The 20018-nt window shown below is 43.6% G+C and carries 8 protein-coding genes; all 8 read left to right on the top strand.

Going from position 1 to position 20018, the window contains the following annotated elements:
• Positions 1–155: 155 nt before the first annotated feature.
• Positions 156–2483: a beta-glucosidase BglX gene (bglX, locus tag Q0R52_RS02700; protein ID WP_295791861.1), complete on the top strand. Its 2328-nt coding sequence runs from the start codon at positions 156–158 to the stop codon at positions 2481–2483.
• An 803-nt stretch (positions 2484–3286) separates the two neighbouring features.
• Positions 3287–6574 (top strand): TonB-dependent receptor, encoded by a 3288-nt coding sequence (locus Q0R52_RS02695; protein ID WP_295791859.1) that lies wholly within the window; start codon positions 3287–3289, stop codon positions 6572–6574.
• 24 nt (positions 6575–6598) lie between these two features.
• On the top strand, positions 6599–8461 hold the full coding sequence (locus Q0R52_RS02690; RefSeq protein ID WP_295791857.1) for a RagB/SusD family nutrient uptake outer membrane protein: 1863 nt from the start codon (positions 6599–6601) through the stop codon (positions 8459–8461).
• A gap of 80 nt (positions 8462–8541) precedes the next feature.
• The gene (locus Q0R52_RS02685) at positions 8542–12123 is read left to right on the top strand and encodes a VCBS repeat-containing protein (protein ID WP_295791856.1); all 3582 of its coding nucleotides are present in this window, start codon (positions 8542–8544) and stop codon (positions 12121–12123) included.
• 8 nt (positions 12124–12131) lie between these two features.
• Positions 12132–13451 carry a vanadium-dependent haloperoxidase gene (locus tag Q0R52_RS02680; RefSeq protein WP_295791854.1) on the top strand — a complete coding sequence of 440 codons (1320 nt, stop codon included), beginning with the start codon at positions 12132–12134 and terminating at the stop codon, positions 13449–13451.
• 21 nt (positions 13452–13472) lie between these two features.
• Positions 13473–15023: a VCBS repeat-containing protein gene (locus Q0R52_RS02675; RefSeq protein ID WP_295791852.1), complete on the top strand. Its 1551-nt coding sequence runs from the start codon at positions 13473–13475 to the stop codon at positions 15021–15023.
• Positions 15024–15410: 387 nt separating this feature from the next.
• The gene (locus Q0R52_RS02670) at positions 15411–16967 is read left to right on the top strand and encodes a VCBS repeat-containing protein (protein WP_295791850.1); all 1557 of its coding nucleotides are present in this window, start codon (positions 15411–15413) and stop codon (positions 16965–16967) included.
• Positions 16968–17114: 147 nt separating this feature from the next.
• Positions 17115–19904, top strand: a complete 2790-nt coding sequence (locus Q0R52_RS02665) for a sugar-binding domain-containing protein (RefSeq protein WP_295791849.1) — start codon at positions 17115–17117, stop codon at positions 19902–19904.
• Positions 19905–20018 lie beyond the last annotated feature (114 nt).

Raw genomic sequence — 20018 nt, 5'->3', positions numbered from 1 at the left:
ATTATAATATTACTCTTGTGTCAAAAATACACTATCGGCGTATAGTGACAAACCAATTATTACTGTTTTAAAATACTGCTTAAGCTTCGGGACTAATCTAAAAATATTTGCCGCGGTTTAAGTAAATCAATAATAACCTTTTATAATCCGCAAAGATGAATAAATATTCTTCGTTTAAAACTGCATGTGCAGCAATTGCGCTTTTTGTTTCGGCTGCGCCAATTAATAAGGCCGTGGCACAAAACAAAGACGGCAATGCCGGCTCTGTAACCATTGGCATGGAGCCCTTTGTTACCAAACTGATGAGCAAGATGACGGTCGACGAGAAAATCGGTCAGCTTAATTTGGTAGTTACTGGTAACGTGGCGACGGGTACAACCATGAGCAAAGGCATTGAAGACAAATTGAAGCGCGGCGAGATTGGCGGAATATTTGGAGTTTGGGGTACCGAAAATATTTTAAAGTACCAGGATGTTGCTGTGAAAAATTCGCGCCTGCACATACCTTTAATATTTGGGCTGGATGTTATACATGGGCACCGCACCATTTTTCCGATACCTTTAGGTGTATCAGCAACCTGGGACATGGGCCTGATAGAGCAATCAGCCCGTACTGCCGCTAAGGAAGCAACGGCCGAGGGATTAAATTGGGTGTTTTCACCAATGGTTGATATTGCCCGCGACCCGCGCTGGGGCCGCATTTCGGAAGGTTCGGGGGAGGATCCGTGGTATGGCTCGCAGGTTGCCAAAGCAATGGTGCGTGGCTACCAGGGTAAAAGCATGACAGATGCTGACGCTGTGATGGCCTGCGTTAAGCACTTTGCATTATATGGCGGCGCAGAAGCCGGCCGCGAATACAATACTGTTGACATGAGCCTTATAAAAATGTACCAGGATTACCTGCCGCCATATAAAGCTGCTGTTGATGCCGGTGCAGGCAGTTTCATGAGTTCGTTTAATACTATAAACGGCATGCCTGCCACCGTTAACAAATGGTTGCTTACCGATTTGCTGCGCAAGCAATGGGGATTTAAAGGCTTTGTGGTGTCGGATTATACTGCGCTTAACGAAGTTACTAACCACGGCCTTGGCGATTTACAAACTGTATCGGCGCTGGCTGTTAAAGCCGGCCTTGATATGGATATGGTGGGCGAGGGCTTTCTAACCACATTGAAAAAATCATTAAAAGAAGGAAAAATAACCCAGCAGGAAATTGATCTGGCCTGCCGCCGCGTATTAGAAGCCAAATACAAACTAGGACTTTTCAGCAACCCACATAAATCAATAAACGCCGACCGCGAAAAACAAGATGTATTTAATGATGATACCCGCATGTTCGCCCGGAAAATAGCTGAGCATTCGTTTGTGTTACTGAAAAACCAGGGCGAAACACTGCCGCTGAAAAAATCGGGCACAATTGCGTTGGTTGGCCCGCTGGCCGATAACCACTCGGAGATGCTGGGCACCTGGGTAATAGCCGGCGATCCCAACAAATCGGTAAGTGTTGCCGAGGGGATAAAGAATTTAGTTGGCGACAACGTAAAAGTGTTATATGCAAAAGGTTCGAATATTACGGATGACTCGCTTTTAAGTATCCGTGCATTTGCATTAACCGGCCCTGAGCAAAAAGACAAACGCACACCGCAGGAAATGATTGATGAGGCCGTTGAAGCTGCAAAAAAAGCCGATGTAGTTGTTGCAGTGGTTGGCGAGTCGGCAAATATGTCGGGCGAATCGTCAAGCCGGGCTGATATTGATATTCCGGAAAGTCAGAAGGATCTGCTAAAGGCATTATCAAAAACCGGCAAGCCATTGGTTATTGTATTATTTAATGGCCGGCCTTTAACCTTAACCTGGGAAGATAAACATGCTGCCGCGATACTTGACGCGTGGGCGCCAGGTACTGAAGCTGGTAACGCAATTGCCGATGTGCTTTTCGGCAACTATAACCCCGGTGGCAAAATTACCGCAACATTTCCGCGCAGCGTAGGGCAAATACCTATTTATTACGCACACAAAAACACAGGCCGGCCGTTTGACGGTACAGGAGGTGCTAAATTTAAATCGGACTACCTTGATATTTCGAACGATCCACTGTATCCATTTGGCTATGGCTTAAGCTATACAACGTTTAGCTACAGTAGCGTGCAGCTTGACAAAACCGACCCGGTTGGGAATACTACCGTTAAAGCTACGGTTACCGTAACCAACACCGGTAAATACGCCGGCGAAGAAGTTGTACAACTTTATATAGCCGATCCGGTGGCCAGTATTAGCCGCTCGGTTAAGGAATTAAAAAATTTTAAAAAGGTGTTTTTACAGCCCGGCGAGAGCAAAGTTGTATCATTCAATATCACCACTGCCGACCTGAAATTTTATAATGAAAAATTAACATATGATTGGGAACCGGGGAAATTTATTGTCCAGATTGGTACCAATTCGGGCAATGTGCAATCGGCCTCGGTAAATTGGTCAAAAAGGTAGAAAAAAGTTAAAATTTCATCAGATTTGAGAAGCGCCCGGCACCAACAGCCGGGCGCTTTTTTTACTTTTATCAGGCTTTTTGTTAACGAATTGTTATCCCGGGGTGAGGAGCAAAAAGGTCAAAAAAACGCTTAAATAACTGTTAAAATGACGGTTTTAACAAAAAATGATGAAATTTTAACATTAATGCGATGTTAAAATAAGGTTATAAATACCGGGGTTTTATTATCAAAAAAAAGGCTTCAATACTGTTTTAAGCGATCGACAGGGCTTAAATTGTATTATATTCAAATAATTGTTCTGTATAACATAAATGTTACATTTTGATTTTATTAATTATAGTGGCATTTTTTTAATGAATTTATAACAAAATGGCTTTTTAATGGTGTTTGTATAGTATTTATAGGGTTAAAAATAATTAATTTATAATTCTTATAATGTCACTTGTGTAAACAGTACACACTATTTACATTAGTGTAATGCCAATGTGATTTTTTGCACCATCAAAGAATTATACGAAACCTGATATTATTATAACATTTATTAAGCAACGATGCAGGCAGTTTTTCGCATGCATCGGGAAAATTGAGTAACAATAAGTTTTCATATTTATTAAGTACGATACATGATAAAATTTTTACATTTTTTTCTTTTCGGCCATATAAATAAAGCCGGCCCCTTCCGTAAGGGCCAAGTCAATTTTGCTTTTATCACTGTTTCCAAACGTGTTTTATCTCACAACACTATATATACCGAACAACAATCTTAAAATCAAATAAATTAATCAACTAAATCTCAATCTCATGTTTAAAAGTTTACTCCTAAAGGGAAGAACATTATGCCTGCTGTTATGCTGCATGATTTCTTCATTGGTAGTTACAGCGCAAACAAAACACTCGGGTAAAGTTATCGGCAGCGATGACAAACTCCCGGTGGTTGGTGCATCCGTAAGGATTAAAGGCACCAACACAGGCGCTGTTACTGATGTTAATGGCGAGTTCACGCTCTCATTAGCGCCAGGTAATGTACTTGTTGTAAGTTACCTTACCTACAAATCAAAAGAAGTTACTGTTCGGGGCGACCAGTATCTTACAATTTCATTAGAGCCTGCAAACACTACCCTTAACGAGGTAATTGTTACAGGTTACCAAAGCCAGCGTAAAAAGGACATCTCGGGTGCGGTTGCATCTGTTGACGTATCCGCGGCCAAGGTTATTCCAACCTCTAACTCAGAATCGTTACTGCAAGGACAAGCAGCAGGTGTTACAGTGGTTCAATCGGGAGCTCCCGGCGCCAGTGGTAACGTGCTGATCCGTGGTATCGGTAACTTTGGCAACACTAACCCGTTGTATGTTATTGACGGAGTGCAAAGGACAGGTATGGGCGACTTAAATCCTAACGATATCGAATCAATTTCGGTGTTAAAGGATGCGGGTTCTGCAGCTATTTACGGCGTTGCCGGTGGTAACGGTGTTGTGGTAATTACTACCAAAAAAGGTAAGCAAGGCAAAACCAGGCTTACTTATGATGCGTTTTACGGTAACCAGATTGCATTAGGCGGTAACCCTTTCAACGTGTTAAGCGCTGATAACTTCGAAGCGTTGTTACGCCAGATTCAGCCAGACAACCTTTTAATTAAGGACAACGGCGGTCATTTTTTCGATTACGGCTACCAGGCAGGTTCAAACGTGCCAAATTCGCCTAAAGGACAGGCAAATGAAGGTAACCCGGCTATTGACCCGGCTAAATATGTATTGGATCCTAACAACCCTAACAATGATTACCTGATACAAAAATTTGTAAAGGGTGCTGGTACTGATTGGTTCCACGCATTATTTAAAAATGCACCCCAACAATCGCACACCGTGTCATTGAGCGGCGCAAACGAAAAAAACAATTATTATTTCTCCTTAGGTTATCTTAACCAACAGGGTACATTAATTGATACCTACTATAAAAGGTACCAGGCCCGTGTTAATACTAACTTCTCAGTAAGCAACAACGTTCGTATAGGCGAAACGATGAGCGTTTATTTTGAAGAAAGTCCACAAGGCGGTGGTGGTATCCCCGGTGGTAACCAAAGTGAAGGTAACGCGATATCTTTCAGCTATCGCATGATGCCTCAGATCCCTGTATATGACATCAAAGGCAACTTTGGTGGTACTTATGATGGTTTAACCCAGTTGGGTAACGCTATCAACCCGGTAGCAAGCCAGGCGCAAAACGGTTTGGATTTAAGCCGCGGCTGGAATATCGTAGGTTCGGCTTATGGCGAAGTGGATTTCCTGAAGCATTTCACAGTTAAAACGCAAATAGGTACAAGTATCTACAACTACTACTACAACAATACAATTGTTAATCCTTACTACGGTGGTGAAAGCCATAACTCGCCAAACGGTTACCAGGCCGGCGCAGGTTACGGCAGCCGTTACAACTGGACTAACACTATTCAGTACAGCCAGGTGTTTGGCAAACACAGTGTTAAGGCATTTGGTGGCTTCGAAGCAAGGGATATTTTTAACCAGGATATAAATGCCAGTGTTAACAATTTATTTTCACTTGACCCTGCTTACGTAAGTATCGGTAACGGTTCTGCATCTACAATCCTTGCAGGTGCTGGCCCTGGTCAGGAAGTATCAGTATTATCTTTATTTGGCCGTTTAGATTATATCTATAACGACAGGTACATATTGGCTGCCACTATCCGTCGCGATGGTGTATCGGTATTTTATCCTGGCAGGCAGTACGGAACCTTCCCATCAATTTCGTTAGCTTGGCGGATTTCGCAGGAAAATTTCATGAAAGGCATTTCATGGATTAATGACTTGAAATTGCGCGGAAGCTATGGTGAACTAGGTACTTACGCAGGTGTAGGTGGTGGTAATGCATATTCATCATTTAGGCCAGGAATTGGCGGAGGATCTTATGCAATTGGCGGTGGCATCAATTCTGCTACCGGCGGTTTCTTTGCATCGCAAATAGGTAACAAGAAAACCACCTGGGAAAATGATGTTATTACCAACGTAGGTGTTGATATGTCGTTATTTAACCATTTGGACGTAACAGTTGAATGGTATAATAAAGTGAGCAAGAATTTATTATTCCAGTTAACATTGCCTGCAACGGTAGGTGGTGCTTCTGCTCCGTTTATAAACGTCGGTCAGGTGTCGAACAAGGGTGTTGAAATTTCGGCTACTTACCATGGCAAAATTGGCAGCGATGTTAGTTTCTACGGCGGTGCTAATATTACAACCTATAAGAGTAATATTGATAAGATATCTAACGATATTAAAAACAACTATTTCGGTGATAACGGACAGCGCCAAACTACCCTTGTTAGAAATCAGGTTGGCCATCCAATCGGCTCGTTCTACGGCTACGTGGTTGACGGGTATTGGAATTCACAAGCTGAAATTGACGCTGCAAATGCTAATGCCGTTGCAAAAACAGGCAAAGCCGGAAGTGTTTACCAAAATGGTAACAGCAGCGGCGGCGGCGAAATTTTGGGGGACTTTAAATACCATGATACTAACGGCGATGGTGTTATTACCGATGCCGACCAGGATTTTATCGGTAACCCGAACCCTAAATTTACTTACGGTATTAACTTAGGAGCAAGCTGGAAAGGTTTCGACCTGTCAACAGTGCTTTACGGTTCGTATGGTGCCAAAATATATAACTACACTAAATACTGGACTGATTTCGGTGATACATTCGCCGGAAACAAGGGCAACGACTTGCTGTTCAATTCATGGACACCAAGCAATCCTAACGCAGCTACACCAAAGGCCCAGGCCGTTGGCGGTTTCGGAACAAGCAGTACCGTTAACTCATGGTATGTTTCTGGTGGTTCGTTCCTGAAAATGCGTTCATTGTCTTTGGGTTATACCTTTAATTCTGCAAAACTTAAAGCGCTTGGGGTTGATAAGCTGCATATTTACGCACAAGGCGTTAACCTGTTCACTGCTACCAAATACAAAGGACTTGATCCTGAGTTGTTAGTTGTGGGCGGCAACGGTTTGGGTACTGATATTGGTGCTTATCCAAACAACGAAAAGAAATTTATTTTTGGTGTTAACTTATCATTTTAACGGCTAAGAAAAAAAAATATAGTTATGAAAAAATTTAACAGTAAACTAATTATCCCGGGTGCCATGGCGGTACTTGCACTGTCTTATTCGTGCAAGGACTACCTTAACAGGACACCAACAGGATCATTGAACACCATCATCCTTGCCAATAAGGCCGGGGTCGATGGTCTATTAATCGGCGCCTATTCATTATTAGATGGAACTTACGGCGGGCAGCCTGGAAATACCTGGATGACAGGTACTGACAACTGGATTTACGGTAGTGTCGCGGCAGATGATGCACACAAAGGCTCTACCCCGGATGACCAAGCCGATGCAGGTAAAATTGAAGCATACATTGCAACTTCAAGTAATAACTACCTGGACCCGAAATGGCGTGTAATGTTTAACGGCGTTCAGCGTGCTAACGACGTTTTGCGCGAGCTGCCGTTAGTTAAAGACGGATCAGTTACCCCAGCTTATGCCAAAGAAGTAATTGCCGAAAGCAGGTTCCTGCGGGCTTTTTACGAATTTGACCTGGCAAAACTTTGGAGAAACGTACCTTATGCAGATGAAACAGTTACTTATGATAATGGTAACTTTAACATTGGTAACCCCGGCCCGATTTGGGATAAAATTGAAGCAGATTTAACTGCTGCAATGGCCGACCTGCCTGCAACGCAAAGTGAAAAAGGCCGCGTGAATAAATACGCTGCCCAGGCATTTCTTGCAAAGGCGTACATGTACGACCATAAATATGCACAAGCGCTTCCGCTTTTAAACGATCTGATAGCCAATGGCGTTACTTCAAGCGGCACTAAGTACGCGCTTGTTCACTATGCTGATAACTTTAACGCTTCAACAAAAAACAACTCTGAAGGTGTTTTTGTCATCCAGGCATCAGTACATGACGGCTCAAATGGCGACAACGGTGCTTCTGGTGGTACACTGAATTTTCCTTCAGCCGGTCCCGCTACCTGCTGCGGTTTCTTCCAGCCATCATTCAGTTTCGCAAACGCATTTAAAGTTGACGCTGCCACTGGTTTACCATTGTTAGATACTTATAATGACAGCGATATCGCCAATGACCAAAACGTTGGTTCTGACAAGCCATTTACACCTTATGCAGGTACACTTGACCCACGTCTGGATTGGTCAGTTGGCCGTCGTGGTATACCTTACCTTGATTGGGGAATTATGCCAGGCGCCTCTTGGGCTCGTGACCAAACAGATGGCGGTCCGTACGTTCCTATCAAAAACACTTACTATAAATCTGCGCAGGCATCAACCAGCGAAGCTTACGAAGGCTGGGCTCCAAACCAGTCGGTTGCTAACGGTTACAATGCTATCCGTTTTGCCGATGTATTGCTTTGGGCAGCTGAAGCTGAGATCGAAATTGGTAGCTTAGATAAAGCACAGGGTTATGTTAACTGGGTTAGGGATCGTGCCGCCGACAAAACCGGCTGGGTACATACCTACAAAGATGACGGCAACTCTACTGGCGGGTTCACAGACATCCCTGCTGCTAATTACAAAGTTGGTTACTATGGCACCTATGCCGGAGTAAACGGCGGAACTAGCAATGCAGCTATGAGCTTTGCAACCCAAGGTAAAGATTTTGCCCGCAAAGCTGTTCAATTTGAACGCAGGCTTGAATTGGGTATGGAAGGCCACCGTTTCTTCGACTTACAGCGTTGGGATGGTATCTTTGGTGGCCCAATGGGATCTGGCTATATGGCTGGTGTGCTGAATGGTTACTTAAACCACGAAGTTCACGTTCCAAACTTCCCTTCTGCATTGTTAAACAGCGCTCATTTTGTTGCAGGAAGAAGTGAATTATTCCCTGTTCCAATTTCACAAATTAACTTAACCAACGGTGCAATCAAACAAAACCCTGGTTACAATTGATTTTTAATATTTTATAAAAAAGAGGTGGAGATAATATCTTCACCTCTTTTTTATTTTATACATTAGCGTATAATTTAAACATGAGATTCTTCCGCTATTTTTTCTTTTGCTGTTTACCCGCTTTATTCTTTTCATGCAAACAGCACAATGTTTTATTCGAAAAAATACCTTCGTCTGTATCGGGAGTAACCTTTGCAAATACCATTGTTGAAAACGATACCATTAACCCTTTAGATAAGCTTAATATATATAACGGTGGCGGCGTTGGCATTGGCGATTTTAATAACGATGGGTTGCAGGATATTTACTTTGTAGGCAATGCGGTATCGAACAAATTGTACCTCAACAAAGGGAACATGAAGTTTGATGATGTTACCGAACAGGCTGGTGTGAAGGGTTCAAATGGCTGGGGCAGAGGCGTAGCTGTAGTTGATATAAACAACGACGGTTTAATGGATATTTATGTTTGTTATACCCTGCTAAATGATTCGTTAAAGCGGCGTAACCTGCTTTACGTAAACCAGGGCATTGATAAAAACGGTGTACCTCATTTTAAAGAGATGGGGAAAGAATACGGACTTGATATAAACGTACACTCAACCATGGCGTCGTTTTTTGATTATGATAATGATGGTGATCTTGATATGTACCTGACCGTTAACGAAGCGGCCCCCAATGAAAATACAAGTAGTTTCAGGCCGATAGCGAAGGATGGTTCACGAAGGAGTACCGGCAGGCTGTACCGTAATGATTGGGATCCTGTTTTAAAACACGGCGTTTATCACGATGTTTCAAAACAGGCCAACATTTTAATAGAAGGGTACGGGCACGCAGCCAGTATTGTTGATATTAACCGCGATGGCTGGAAAGATATTTATGTTACCAATGATTTTTTAAGCAACAACATTTTATACATTAATAACCACGACGGTACGTTTACCGACAAATCAAAACAGTATTTTAAACACACGGCCAACAGCGCAATGGGTCAGGATATTGAGGATATAAATAACGATGGACTAGCCGATGTTTTTGAGCTTGACATGAGCCCAGAAGACAATTACCGGCGCAAAATGTTTATGGGTTCAAACACCTACCAGTTGTATCAAAATTTTGATTATTATGGCTACCAGTTTCAATATAACCGTAATACACTGCAGGTAAACCAGGGGCCGCGGCCAGGACAAAAAGACTCGATAGGCGATCCCGCTTTTAGTGAAACTTCTTTTTTAAGTGGTACCGCCCAAACCGATTGGAGCTGGTGCCCCCTGATTACAGATTTTGATAACGACGGTTTCAGGGATATTGTGATTACAAACGGTTATCCCCGTGATGTAACGGACCACGATTTTACCACGTTCAGGGCTGAGGCGTATCTGATTGCCAGCAAAAAACAAATTCTCGACCAGATTCCGATTGTTAAAATTCCAAACTATGCATTTAAGAATGGCGGCAAGCTCGAGTTCACCGATGTTACAAAGAATTGGGGTTTAACACAACCCTCGTTTTCAAACGGAGCGGTATACGCTGATTTGGATAATGACGGCGACATGGATATGGTAATAAATAATATCGATGACGAAGCGTTCATTTATAAAAATACCTCGCGCGAAAAGGATAAAGCAGACAGCCATTATTTGCAAATAAAGTTTAAAGGCGACCCCCAAAACATAAACGGCATAGGCGCCTGGGCTGATATTTACTACGAACATGGCAAGCACCAGGTATATGAAAATACTCCTTACAGGGGCTATCTTTCTACTATACAAAATATTGCACATTTTGGACTTGGGCGCGATTCTGTTATCGACTCGGTGGTAATAAGGTGGCAAAACAATAAAAAGCAAACAATTACCAATGTTAAGACCGACCAGGTACTGAAAGTTGATATTACCAACGCCCACGATAATTATTCGTTTAATCACCCGGAACAAAACAATGGCTCATTATTCCGTGAAGTAACTAAGTCGGTTGGTGTTAGTTATAAACATGTGGAAGAAGATTTGGCCGATTTTAATATACAAAAACTTATCCCTCATAAACTATCCCAATATACACCCGCCGTGGCTGTTGGCGACGTTGACGGTAATGGTTTTGATGATATGGTCGTCGGTGGCACATCCGAGTTTCCTGCCCAGCTATTACTACAGCAGGCAAATGGAAAATTTATACAGCGGCCGCTTTTTGGAGCCGAACAACAAAAGTCCAACCAGCGATTTAAAGACGAGGGGTTGCTATTGTTTGATGCCAATGGCGATGGCAAGCTTGATTTATACGTGGCCAGCGGGGGCTACGAAAAGACACCAAATTCTGCCTATTACCAGGACCGGATTTATATAAACGATGGGAAAGGTAACTTTACGCTGCAACCAGACGCGCTGCCCCCAAATTTTACCAGTAAGCTTTGTGTGAAGGCTATTGATTATAATAAAGACGGAAAGCTGGATTTGTTTGTATCGGGCCGCGTGGAACCATGGAGTTATCCGAAACCTGTTTCGAGCATAATATTACGTAATGACAGTAAAGACGGGCACCTTAAATTTACAGACGTTACTGCGTCGGTTGCAAAGGATCTTAAAAATATCGGCATGGTTTGCGATGCTACATTTAGTGATTTTGACAACGATGGATGGCCTGATTTGATACTTACAGGCGAATGGATGCCGATAACGTTCCTGAAAAATGACCACGGTGTATTTAAAAATGTTACGGCCAATACAGGTATCGCTGACAAACTAGGCTGGTGGAACTCAATTACAGCCGGTGATTTTAACCACGATGGTAAAGTAGACTATATAGTTGGCAACACAGGCCTAAATACTTTTTACAAGGCAACAGATAATTACCCGGTTTATATTACAGCCAAGGATTTTGATAATAATGGCAGTTATGATGCATTTCCATCGGTTTTTTTGAAAGATCAGGACGGAGAAATGAAAGAATTCCCAGCCCAAACGCGCGATGATGCAGTGAAACAGATGATTAGTATGCGGGTAAAATTCCAAAATTATAAGTCGTTTGCTACCGCCACGTTCGACTCGGTAATTACACCGGAAATGCGTAAAGGCGCCGTACGATTAAAAGCCAATATTTTGCAGTCGTGCTATTTGCAGAACCAGGGCAACGGTAAATTTACCATAACGCCATTACCGATAGAAGCGCAAATATCGCAGCTTAACGGCATGGTGGTTGACGACTTTGACGGTGATGGAAATCTTGATGTGGCCATTAGTGGTAACGATTTTGGCACCGAAGTCTCTACCGGCAGGTATGATGCTTTTAACGGCTTGATACTTAAAGGCGATGGAAAAGGACACTTTAAGCCCCTAACCTTGCAACAAGGCGGTGTTTACATTCCCGGCGACGGCAAAGCGCTCGTAAAATTAAGGGGCGCCAAAGGCAACTACTTACTGGCGGCCACGCAAAACCGCGACGTGATGAAAATATTCGAGTTAAAAAGGCCGGTTAAGACCGTTCAACTCAATCCACTCGACGTGTTTGCTACTATTAAGTATAAAAACGGCCAAACCGGGAAACAGGAATTTTATAATGGTACATCTTTTCTGTCGCAGTCGGGCAGGTTTTTTAGTATTGACAAAACAATGGAAACAGTTACCATAACGGATAGTTATGGCCACGTACGGAATATCCCCCTTAATTAATACCTTTTATGAGACATTTTAAAATATTAGCCGTTTTAATTGGCGTTTTGGTTGCCGCAAGTTGTAAGCAGCAACAAAAAACCGCTATGTTGAGTGATGCCGACGTGCTGCACAACAACGAGGATCAGCTTACCCAAGTAATTATTTACGATGTATTTACCCCGCCGGTAGCTGCGCGTATATATGGCTACACTGCCCTCGCATCGTACGAGGCTATGCGTTATGCCAGCCCGAAATATAACTCAATAATTACGCAACTTAAAGGTTTTGGTAAACCACCCGAGCCGCAAAAAGGCAAGCAATATAACTTTGCCCTTGCTGCAACCAAAGCATTTTTTACAGTAGCGCACAAAATTACCTTTTCGGTTGACACCCTTAAGAAGTACGAAGACAAGGTGTACGCCATGTACAAAGAAAACCTGGATGACTCAACCTATGCTCGATCTGTTGATTTTGGTGAGAAAATAGGAAAGTTGGTATTAAAAAGGTCGGCGGCTGACGGCTATCCGCAAAGCCGGGGCAAACCCAAATACCTGGGCGAAAATAGTCCTGCCAAATGGCGTCCAACTCCTCCGGATTATATGGATGGTGTAGAGTTTTGCTGGGGAACTATCCATTCGTTTGCAATCGATACATCAACCCTGTTTTCGCCGCCGCCACCTCCACCTTACAGCGAAGATAAAAACAGCGCCTTTGTAAAACAATACACTGATGTTTATAATACCAATAAAAACCTTACTAAGGAGCAAATTGAAATAGCAAAGTTTTGGGACGATAACCCGTTTGTTATACAGCACAATGGCCACCTGATGTTTGCCGACAAAAAGATCACGCCGGGGGGGCACTGGATAGGGATAACCACAATTGCCTGTAAAAAAACACATGCCGACGGGGTTAAAACCGCGCTGGCGTATGCGCTTACCTCAATTGCCCTGTATGATGCCTTTATTTGCTGCTGGGAAGTGAAATATAAATACAGTTATGCTCGTCCGGTTACCAATATCAACGAGAAAATAGATCACAACTGGCTGCCTTTACTGCAAACCCCACCGTTCCCTGAGTATACCGCGGGTCACTCAACCATAAGCGCAGCTTCGGCAGTAATGCTTACGCATCTTTTTGGCGACAACTTCGAATTTCAGGATACAAGCGATATCAAATACATAGGTATGCAGCGTCATTTTAAATCATTTTCGTTAGCGGCCGAAGAAACGGCCCTTAGTCGCTACTACGGTGGTATACACTACCTTAATAGCTCTCTGGTGGGTGCACAACAGGGAAAACAGATGGCCGAATTTGTTTGGAATAAATTAAAATTAACCAATTAAAACAGGATACTCTTGATCAATATGAAGCGTAATATATTTCACACGCTCACTTCATCTTTATATTTACTAACAATTGCCTTTACAGGCAGCGTTTTACTTAACGGCTGTAAAAACCAGGGGGGCAGTAATAACAGGTACGCTCTAACCGGCGATACGATTGTTGACGGTAAAAATCTCGTGCAGATAAACTGCACAAAGTGCCACGCGCTGGTACCGGTAAACGCGCTTACTAAAGATGTTTGGAAATATCATACCTTACCTGCAATGGGTAAGTATCTGGGTATGACCGCTTACCTTGGAGGCTATTTTAAAAGGGATACATCGGGTTTAACATTACTTGAATGGCAAAACATAGTTGCGTACTATCAAAAAATGGCGCCCGGTTCGTTGCCAGCCGCCAAGCCGCCCGTTGCAGCTGTGAGCGGCATGGCAGCCTTTAACGTTGTACAGCCTAAAGCGCAACCTAATGTGGCCTATACTATTATGGCGGCCATAAACCCTTACAACCACAAAATTTACACGTCAGATGGCGTTTCGAACCTCTTGCAGGAATGGGATAGCAATTTAAAACTCAGCAAATCGGTTATATTGCCATCGCCGGCGGTACATGCCAGCTTTGTTAAAAATGAGAAGGGGGCTACCAGCGGTCAATTCGCAGCTATTGGTCAGTTGGATCCTGTGGATTTTCCGAACGGAAAAGTAATGAGTGTTAACCTAGACGATGATAAGCTAAAACCCACTGTTTTTGCTTCGGAATTGGCACGACCGGTACAAACCCTGCAAGGCGATTTTAATAAAGACGGGCTGATGGATTGGGTGGTTTGCGGGCAAGGTGGCTCAAAAGGCGGGGTTTATTTATTCAAACAAAACCCCGATCATAGCGTAACCCAGGTAAATATCTCAGATAAAGCCGGCGCAGTTAAGGCTGTTAGCGGCGATTTTAATAAAGATGGATGGCCTGACCTTATGGTGTTATTTGGCCGTGGCGACGAAGGGTTGATAATGTTTCTGAACGATCAGCATGGCGGCTTTACCCAAAAGCGGTTATTGAGCTTTCCGCCGGTATATGGGTCGACCGATTTTGAGCTGGCTGATATTGATCACGATGGGAATCCCGACCTTATTTATAGTTGCGGTTATAATTATAACGATTCGCGGATATTGAAGCCTTATCATGGTTTATACCTGTATAAAAACACCGGCGACTTTAATTTCAAACAGCAATGGTTTTATCCCATTAATGGTTGTACAAAATTTGTTACTGCCGACTTTAATGCAGACGGCAAATTGGATATAGTTACCACCGCTTTTTTTGCTGATCTTAAAGACAATCCGGCAGAGAGTTGCATTTATTTTGAACAGGATAAGTCTTTCAGTTTTAAACCGTATACCTTGCCGGTAAGTAAATACGGCCGCTGGAAAAGCATGGATGTTGGCGATATTAATAATGATGGAAAACCTGATGTTGTACTCGGGAATTTTTCTACCGGGTATAATCTCCAGCCCGGCTTAAAGCAAACCTGGGACAAAAAACTTCCCTTTATAATATTGCAGAATAACTTTAAAAAATAGCTTATCGGGATCACCGGGAGGAAAAAAAGGCGGGACGAAGGTTGAAAACCTGGTCCCGCCTTTTTTGTTAAGATAGCGCAAAAACACGCGGGTTGGAAGGCGGTTACCCCCGGTATAAATTGACGCAAAAAAGCACGTAACATTCGTGATACTTTGTAAAGATTTCGCTATCCTAAAAAAACTATCCAAAAGCTTACTTCGTTATATAGCTGTAGCTACTATATTTAACCGCGGTATACTATCTGCCGATTGGCAGGTATCCCGATAATTAGTTTTTAACTCAATCTTAAAACCTGGTGAGACATTGCCTTATTCATAAAGCTTTTGTGTCACCGGTGTAATCCGGTATTGTTTGCAGGCAACATGCGTAATTTGTTTAGTCCGAAAGTGAAGTATTTGCTATTATTTGTTCCTGCTGTCGCGGTTATTATCATTGTTTTGCTGAGCTTACGCGTAATTGATTTAAGAAGTGTTGAACAAAAGCAGGTCGACAATGGCCGGGAACTATCCCAAATCTATTGCAAAAGCTGCCACGAGTATCCCGAACCATCGTTAATAGATAAGCACACCTGGGTGAGCGGGGTACTGCCTGAAATGGCCAAACAATTTAAGCTGGAATCGTTTTTTGGAAAATACGGCGTTACACGGCTTTCGACGATTGCACCAGCTGATTTTGAAGATATTATAGCTTTTTATAAAAAAGAAGCGCCCGAAAAACTGTTAAGTCCAAAATCGCCTTCAGTTAGCGATTGGGCAATTTTTAGCCTTGAAAAGCCTGGAAAAGTAAGTCGTGCTGAAGGAGACGATGCCAATACCACCCTACTTGCTTATAACCCTGGCGATAAAAAGTTGTACAGCGGCGACATGCGCAATAATCTTTACAGCTGGAACGAAAAGCTTGAAGCATCGCTGGTTGCAAAAATGCCAACGCCGGCAGTTGGCGCTAATTTCTATTCAAATGGTACTGATAAAAATCTTGCTTTAATTACGTGCATAGGTATACTTAACCCCAATGACCTATTAAAAGGAGCAGTCACAGCAATCAACCTGGATAAAAGTGCCGCCAATCCTGTTGTTGTTGCCGATAGTTTACCAAGGCCGGTGCAAACCATATCGGCTGATTTTAATAGAGACGGGCTGCTTGATTACGTAACCTGCGGTTTTGGCCGCAACATTGGTGGTTTATACCTGTTTACACAACAAAAAGATCATCGTTATAAAAAAACCGTTATAAGGACGGCGCCAGGCAGCGAACAAATGGTGACCGGCGATTTTAACAATGATGGTTATCCTGATTTAATGTGCCTTTTTGCCCAGGCCGACGAAGGGATATGGCTATTTTTAAATAATAAAAAAGGCGGGTTTATCACAAAAAACATATTACATTTTCCGCCGATATATGGCTCCAGCAGTTTTCAGCTGGCTGATTTTAACCACGATGGCAAACCCGACATATTATACACGTGCGGCGACAACAGCGATCTGTCACCTGTGTTAAAACCTTACCACGGTGTGTATATTTTCACCAACCTTGGCGACTGGCAGTTTAAGCAAACTTACTTTTATCATATTGACGGTTCGACTAAAGCTATGGCCGCCGACTTTGACCACGACGGTGACCTTGATATAGCCACCATTGCATATTTTCCCGATTTTAAGGACGACCCAAAACAAGGCTTTGTTTACCTCGAACAAACCAGGCCAAATCAATTTAAGGCCCACGAAATCCCGATAAGTGATAGAGGGAGGTGGTTAACCATGGAAGTAGCCGATTTGGACAATGACGGTTACCCGGATGTAATTTTAGGTAACTTTTCAGTCCCCGGCCGCGATCTTATGAACCAAACCGGCGTTACAAAAAGATGGGACAGGTTTACGCCATTAATCGTATTAAAAAACAATACCGCCAAATTGCGCGATAAAAGCGCCCCCATTTCAAAATAATATAATAAAAGGGTAAATTAGTACAATTTACCGCATGGTTAAGTTAGTTAGATTTACCCCTGTAAATTTTACCGGCTTAAACACTTACCTGCCGTTGATTTACCTTTTTTAACCTGTGGGGATAAATTGCCCCGGCATAAAATAACTATGATGAAAAAAATTGTTCGCCTGGTGGCGTTTGCCCTTATTTCGGGTGTTATCCCTTGCTCGTTATCGGCGCAAAGTGTTAAACAGGTTAAACTTGTAAACTTCGATTTGCAGTCGTCATCGCTGGTGAAAGCGGACGGGCCGGAATTGTCGACAACGCAATACAAGTCGCCGGTTTATTGGATGCCTGTTAAGGTACCATCGACAGTGCTTACCGGGCTGGTGGCCAATCATATTTATCCTGATCCATACCAGGGGTTAAATAACATGCTGATCCCCGATGCATCCGACCAGTTTAATAAGGAATACAACCTTGAACAATACAGCCATTTACCAAATGACCCCAATCCATGGAAAAAACCATATTGGTACCGAACCACATTTAAAGTGCCTGCCGGCGACAAGGGCCGTCATTTCCAGTTGATATTTAAGGGAATAAATTACCGTGCGGCGGTTTGGGTTAATGGTAAACAAATTGCCGACAGTGCCCAAATGGCAGGCATGTTTGCTGATTATAACCTGGATGTAACGAATGCAGTAAATGCAGGTGGCGACAATGCGCTGGCAGTTAAGATATATCCGCTGGATTACCCGGGCTATCCCGCAAAAGAACAACTAAAAGCATTAGGGCCATTTTATGAAAATGGTGGCCCTACGGGGGATATCGGAAAAAACGTAACCATGCTTTGCTCCGTAGGCTGGGATTGGATTCCGCCAGTGCGCGACCGTAACATGGGTATATGGCAACCGGTTTATCTGCGCACAACCGGCGCGGTAACTATTGGCCGGCCTAAATTGGTAACCGACCTGGCAAACCTGCCCGATACAAGCGTTGCCAAACTATCATTAAACTTAACACTATCAAACCACAGCGATACGGCGCAAAACGGCAAACTAACCGTAACAATAAAACCCGAGAATTTTACCGGACTGCCTGTTCAGTTTTCGCAAAACGTGAATATTAACGCAAGCGGCTCTGCCGATGTTAGCCTTGACGCAGCTAAAGTAAGCCAGTTGGCCATACAAAAGCCGCACTTATGGTGGCCAAATGGCTACGGTAGGGCAAACCTTTACCGCATACGCCTGCAATATACTACGGCCAATGGCATTGCAGACGACACGTCGTTTGTGTTCGGCATACGGACGGTAAGCTCAAAGGGCACTATGGTTGGCAATTTTTTGCGCCGCGAATTTTTTGTAAATGGAAAACGGGTACACCTTAATGGCGGCGCCTGGGTGCCTGATATGATGGTAAACCGCGATTCGGCCCGTTATGATTATGAAATGCACCTTTGCCGCAACGCAAATGTGAATTTGGTGAGGATTTGGGGAGGGGGAGTTACCCCGCCTGACGCATTTTGGAACGCTGCCGATAAATATGGCGAAATGGTATGGTCGGACTTTTGGGTTACCGGCGATACCCAGGGTGAATTTAAAGGTTCACCGGATTGGCCGCTGGAAGGAAATATATTTGTAAAAAACGTTACCAGTACTATTTACCGCATCCGCAACCACCCGAGCTTATTGGTGTGGACAGGTGGTAATGAAGGCCACGCCCGCAAGGAATTATATGATGCCATGCGCGATGCAATCATTAACCTTGACGGCACCCGCCCTTACATCCCAAGCTCATCGGGCTTTGCCAAACTGCCGGCCGGCTGGAAAGGCTCCTGGCCCGACGATCAGGCATCGGGTGTTTATAGTGGAGGCCCGTACAATTGGCAAGACCCTAAAGTGTACTACAAGAAAGCGGACGTTGGCGGCGATTGGGTATTTAAAGATGAAACCGGCCTGCCATCGCAGCCGCCTTATACTACATTGGCTAAAACTATCCCTAACCTGGTGTGGGACACAAAATTGCCTTTCCCGCTTAACAACACTTGGGGTTACCACGATGCTGCCACCGGAGCCGCGCAATTTGACAATTACATCAGCGAGATGGTGACACGGTATGGACAGCCGGCAACTATGGTAAACTTTTCGGACAAGATGCAATTGATGAATGCCGTTGGTTACCAGGGTATATTCGAAGCAGCCGGCCATAAGTTAACTGAGACCGGAGGCGTAATGCTTTGGAAACTGAATGCAGCCCTGCCAAGCGTGGTCTGGCAGATATACGATTGGTACCTGGAGCCAAATGCAGGCTACTACGCTATGCAAAATGCAGTGGAGCCATTACATATCCAATTCAATCAAAACGACTCCACTGCGGCTGTAATAAACCGGATGCACCATGCGACCGGCGTACTAAGTGCTAAAGCCGAAATTTTTGATATCGACAGCAAAAGACTAAACTCATTCAGCATAAGCCATATTGGTTTTGCCGATGAAGGCACACAGGAGGTCATCAAACTAAAAGAAGCGCTTATTGCTGCAAAAGGCGTAAGCTTTGTAGTGCTTAATTTAACCAACGCGGCAGGTAAAACAGTGTCACATAACGTGTACTGGCTTGCGCCTGGTAACAACCTTACCGAATTAAACAACCTTGCCCCAACCAAAGTTGATGTGAAGGTGTTGGGTGCCGAAAAAGGCGCCGCAGAAAACAAGTGGACAATGCAGCTCACCAATAACACCGGCAAACTGGCATTTTTTGTGCGCCCTCAGCTAATGGCTAATGGCGAAGAAGTTATGCCAAGCTACTGGTCGGCAAATTACTTTACCCTTGCCCCGCACGAAAGTATTACAGTTTCTGTAAGCGCCCCGGTAGCCAAATTAGGTGGCGTACAGCCAAAAGTTTTGGTTGAGGGCTGGAATTTAGAGAAACAGTGGGTGGGACTGGGAACCAAATAATTAATTGAGATAAATAGAAATATAAGGCTGCGATTTATCGTGGCCTTAATATTTTAAAAAAAACTATTCTTTTAGTTAAAAAATAATCTACTTTAGCAGCTCAATTATAATATT

The sequence above is a fragment of the Mucilaginibacter sp. genome (assembly GCF_025359345.1).
Lineage (GTDB): Bacteria > Bacteroidota > Bacteroidia > Sphingobacteriales > Sphingobacteriaceae > Mucilaginibacter.
This window is presented reverse-complemented; position numbering and strand designations above follow the sequence as displayed.